The sequence below is a fragment of the Streptomyces sp. NPDC054840 genome (assembly GCF_053611065.1).
The window spans coordinates 1-5,024 of sequence record NZ_JBSGZP010000559.1 but is presented as its reverse complement, the minus strand read 5'-3'; the positions used below and the strand labels follow the sequence as shown (position 1 = coordinate 5,024).

At 68.9% G+C, this 5,024-nt stretch carries 4 protein-coding genes; all 4 read left to right on the top strand.

The features are described 5' to 3' along the window. Window positions 1–387 (top strand): (2Fe-2S)-binding protein (locus ACWGIU_RS29525; RefSeq protein ID WP_453710861.1); only part of this gene is annotated, 387 nt, incomplete at its 5' end. Between the two features lie 2 nt (window positions 388–389). Beyond that, a complete protein-coding gene (locus ACWGIU_RS29520; RefSeq protein WP_453710859.1) occupies window positions 390–2,792 on the top strand; it encodes a xanthine dehydrogenase family protein molybdopterin-binding subunit in 2,403 nt (800 codons plus the stop codon). A 320-nt stretch (window positions 2,793–3,112) separates the two neighbouring features. Then, a complete protein-coding gene (locus tag ACWGIU_RS29515; protein ID WP_453710857.1) occupies window positions 3,113–4,576 on the top strand; it encodes an NCS2 family permease in 1,464 nt (487 codons plus the stop codon). Between the two features lie 102 nt (window positions 4,577–4,678). Next, on the top strand, window positions 4,679–5,024 hold a 346-nt coding region (locus ACWGIU_RS29510; protein ID WP_453710855.1), incomplete at its 3' end, for an XdhC family protein.

Sequence of the window (5,024 nt, the reverse complement as noted above, 5' to 3'; positions counted from 1 at the left end):
GTGGTGACCGTCGAGGGTCTGGCCGACTTCGCCAAGCAGCGTGAGGAGCACGGCCACGGCTGCGGCACCGGCGCGTGCGGCGGCGGCAAGGGCGTGTCCACGGACGAGGCCAAGCAGTGGTCCGCCAAGGGCACCGACTCGCAGACCGGAGAGGGCGTCGAGCTCTCCAACGTCCAGCAGGCGTTCATCGACGCCGGCGCCGTCCAGTGCGGTTTCTGCACCCCGGGTCTGCTGATCCAGGCGGACGCGCTCCTGGAGGAGAACCCCTCTCCGTCCGACCAGGACATCCGTGAGGCCCTGTCCGGCAACCTCTGCCGCTGCACGGGCTACGAGAAGATCCTCGACGCGGTCCGCCTCGCGGCCGCCCGTCAGGGAGAGGCGGTCTGACCATGGCGCAGAACACCCGCACCGTGCCCGCCGGTACGCCGACGAACGTCACCCAGACGCACACCAAGGGCGGCATCGGCGAATCGATTCTCCGCCCGGACGGCACCCTCAAGGTCACCGGTGAGTTCGCGTACTCCTCGGACATGTGGCACGAGGACATGCTCTGGGGCCAGACCCTGCGCAGCACCGTCGCCCACGCCGAGATCGTCTCGATCGACATCTCCGAGGCGCTCGCCATGCCCGGCGTGTACTCGGTCCTGACGTACGACGACCTGCCCGCCGAGATGAAGAACTACGGCCTGGAGATCCAGGACACCCCGGTTCTCGCCCACGGCCGGGTGCGTCACCACGGTGAGCCGGTCGCCCTCGTGGCCGCCGACCACCCGGAGACCGCCCGCCGCGCGGCCGCCAAGATCAAGATCGACTACCGTGAGCTGCCGCTCGTCACCGACGAGGCCTCCGCCCTCGCCGCGGACGCTCCGCTGATCCACGAGGGTCGCGACGACCACCACATCGGTCACGTCCCGCACCCGAACATCGTGCACCGCCAGCCGATCATCCGCGGCAACGTGGAAGAGGCCCGCAAGCGCGCCGACGTCATCGTCGAGGGCGAGTACACCTTCGGCATGCAGGACCAGGCCTTCCTCGGCCCGGAATCCGGTCTGGCCGTGCCGTCCGAGGACGGCGGTGTCGAGCTCTACGTCGCCACCCAGTGGCTGCACTCGGACCTCCAGCAGATCGCCCCGGTCCTGGGCCTCCCGCCGGAGAAGGTCCGTATGACCCTCTCGGGCGTCGGCGGTGCCTTCGGTGGCCGCGAGGACATCTCGATGCAGATCCACGCCTGCCTCCTGGCCCTGGCCACGAACAAGCCGGTCAAGATCGTCTACAACCGGTTCGAGTCCTTCTTCGGCCACGTGCACCGTCACCCGGCGAAGCTCTACTACGAGCACGGCGCCACCAGGGACGGCAAGCTCACGCACATGAAGTGCAAGATCGTCCTGGACGGCGGCGCGTACGCGTCGGCCTCCCCGGCGGTCGTGGGCAACGCGTCCTCCCTCTCGGTGGGTCCGTACGTCGTCGAGGACGTGGACATCGAGGCGATCGCGCTCTACACGAACAACCCGCCCTGCGGCGCGATGCGCGGCTTCGGCGCCGTCCAGGCCTGCTTCGCCTACGAGGCCCAGATGGACAAGCTCGCGGCGAAGCTGGGCATGGACCCGGTCGAGTTCCGCCAGCTGAACGCCATGGAGCAGGGCACGATCATGCCCACCGGCCAGGTCGTGGACGCCCCGGCGCCGGTCGCCGAGCTGCTGCGCCGAGTCAAGGCCCGCCCGCTGCCGCCCGAGCGCCAGTGGGAGTCCGCCGGCGAGGGCGCGGACGTCCGCGCGCTGCCCGGTGGCCTCTCGAACACCACCCACGGTGAGGGCGTCGTCCGCGGCGTCGGCTACGCGGTCGGCATCAAGAACGTCGGCTTCTCCGAGGGCTTCGACGACTACTCGACCGCCCGCGTGCGGCTCGAGGTCATCAACGGCGAGCCCGTCGCGATGGTCCACACGGCCATGGCGGAGGTCGGCCAGGGCGGTATCACCGTCCACACGCAGATCGCCCGCACCGAGCTGGGTGTCACGCAGGTGACCATCCACCCGGCCGACACGCAGGTCGGTTCCGCCGGTTCCACGTCCGCCTCCCGGCAGACGTACATGACCGGTGGCGCGGTGAAGAACACCTGCGAGGCCGTCCGTGAGGCCCTGCTGGAGATCGGCCGCCGCAAGAACGGCTCGTACCACCCGGCGTGGGCCACGGCCGAGCTGCTCCTCGAAGGCGGGAAGGTCGTCACCGACGGCGGCGAGGTCCTCGCGGACATCGCCGACATCCTCGAGGACGAGGCCATCGACCTCGAACTCGAATTCCGTCACGCGGCGACCGAGCCCTTCGACCTGGTCACCGGCCAGGGCAACGGCCACGTCCAGTACACCTTCGCCGCGCACCGCGCGGTCGTCGAGGTGGACACCGAGCTCGGCCTGGTCAAGGTCGTCGAGCTGGCGACCGCGCAGGACGTCGGCAAGGCGCTCAACATGCTTTCCGTGGTCGGCCAGATCCAGGGTGGTACCACCCAGGGTCTCGGCGTCGCGATCATGGAAGAGATCATCGTGGACCCGAAGACCGCGAAGGTGCGCAACCCCTCCTTCACGGACTACCTGATCCCGACCATCCTCGACACCCCGACCATCCCGGTCGATGTCCTGGAGCTCGCCGACCCGAAGGCCCCCTACGGCCTGCGCGGTATGGGCGAGGCCCCGACCCTCTCGTCCACCCCGGCCGTCATCGCGGCGATCCGGCAGGCGACGGGTCTGGAGATCAACAAGACGCCGATCCGTCCGGAAGCCCTTACCGGGACCCTCTAGGACGGCGTGGTCCGGGTGCCGCGAGGCCCCCGGACCCCTCAGACTCTCCGGGCGGTGTGCATGGGAACGTCACACTTCACGCCACACCGCCCGGAGGACGTACGAAGCACCGCTCCGCTCGCGGTCCCTTCACCTGGCAGTACCCCTGCAAGAACCCCCGTGGTACCAGCGGTCACCCCCGCACTACCCGCAGTAAACGCAGTGAACATACGCGTCGCCTCGGGCCGTCACCCCGGGTCGTGCAGCCAAACGCAGCATCCCAAATCCCGCGTCTCCAATCTCCAAGCGGGTGCCCCTTTGAACCTTGGGAGTTAGGCACCATGACCCAATCGTCAGTAGAGCCCAAGACCACCGCGGAGGACGCCGGCGACGGCTCTCAGCCGCCCGCCGGACGGTCCTGGCTCGACCGGTATTTCCATATAACGCACAGAGGCTCAAACGTCGGCAACGAGGTTCGTGGCGGTATCACGACCTTCATGGCGATGGCGTACATCCTCCTGCTCAACCCCCTGCTCCTGTCGGGCAAGGACGTCGCCGGCACGGTGATGGACGGGTCGGCGATCATCACCGCCACCGCCTTCGCCGCGGCCGTCACGACGCTCCTCATGGGCTTCTTCGGCAAGGTGCCGCTCGCCCTCGCCGCCGGTCTCTCCGTGTCCGGCGTGCTGGCCTCGCAGGTGGCCCCCCAGATGACCTGGCCGCAGGCCATGGGCATGTGTGTGGTCTACGGTGTCGTGATCTGCCTCCTGGTCGTCACCGGCCTCCGCGAGATGATCATGAACGCGATCCCCCTCGCGCTCAAGCACGCCATCACCATGGGCATCGGCCTCTTCGTCGCCCTGATCGGCTTCGTCAAGGCCGGTTTCGTCGGCAAGGGTCCCGAGTTCGGTCCGCCCGTCCAGCTCGGCGCGGTCGGTGAGCTGTCCGGCTGGCCCGTCATGCTCTTCTGCATCACCCTGATCGCCATCTTCATGCTCCAGGCCCGCAAGGTGCCCGGCGCCATCCTGATCGGCATCGTCGGCGGCACCGTCCTGGCGGCGATCCTCAACGCCGTCGTGGACATCGACCCGAAGGCCTGGAAGAACGGCCCGCCGGAGCTCGACGGCTCCGCGGTCTCGATGCCGAACTTCTCGCTCTTCGGTGACGTCTCCTTCGGCGGCTGGGGCGACGTCGGCTACATGACGGTCGGCATGATCGTCTTCACCCTGGTGCTCGCCGGCTTCTTCGACGCCATGGCCACCATCATCGGTGTCGGCACCGAGGCCAAGCTGGCCGACGACAAGGGCCGTATGCCGGGCCTGTCAAAGGCGCTCTTCATCGACGGCGCCGGTGGCGCCATCGGTGGCATCGCGGGCGGCTCCGGCCAGACCGTCTTCGTCGAGTCCGCGACCGGCGTCGGCGAGGGTGCCCGCACGGGCCTCGCCTCCGTGGTCACCGGCCTGTTCTTCGCCGCCTGCCTCTTCTTCACCCCGATCACGCAGATCGTCCCGGGTGAGGTCGCCTCCGCGGCCCTGGTCGTCATCGGCGCGATGATGATGCAGAACGCCCGCCACGTGGACTGGGCCGACAGCGCGACCGCGATCCCGGTCTTCCTGACCGTCGTGGTCATGCCGTTCACGTACTCGATCACGGCCGGCGTCGCCGCCGGTGTGATCTCCTACGTCGCCATCAAGATCGCCCAGGGCAAGGCCCGGGAGATCGGCGGCTTCATGTGGGCACTGACCGCGATCTTCGTGGTGTTCTTCGCCCTGAACCCGATCGAGCACTGGCTCGGCGTCGGCTGACCCGGAACCATCTGATCATCACGTACCCGCACCTCCACGTATCCGATCCGCGTCACCGCGTCGCGTATCCGATACTGGAACCGAACCTCCGAGGAGGCCCCCATGCTGGACATCGCCGAAGAGCTGAACCGGTGGGTCGAGCAGGGGCGTGACTTCGCCGTCGCCACCGTGGTGGCGGTCGGCGGGAGCGCGCCCCGGCAGCCCGGGGCCGCTCTCGCCGTCGACAGCGAGGGCACGGCCATCGGCTCGGTCTCCGGTGGATGCGTGGAAGGCGCGGTGTACGAGCTGTGCCGGCAGGCGCTGGAGGACGGCCGGACCGTCCACGAGCGCTTCGGCTACAGCGACGACGATGCTTTCGCCGTGGGCCTGACCTGCGGCGGAATCATCGACATCCTGGTCACCCCGGTCCGCGTGGGTTCTCCCGCACGGGAGGTCTTCGCGGCCGGCC

Excerpts from the sequence above, each read along its gene's own strand:
- ACWGIU_RS29520 (WP_453710859.1), top strand. The coding sequence starts at position 390 with ATGGCGCAGAACACCCGCACCGTGCCCGCCGGTACGCCGACGAACGTC.
- ACWGIU_RS29515 (WP_453710857.1), top strand. The coding sequence starts at position 3,113 with ATGACCCAATCGTCAGTAGAGCCCAAGACCACCGCGGAGGACGCCGGC.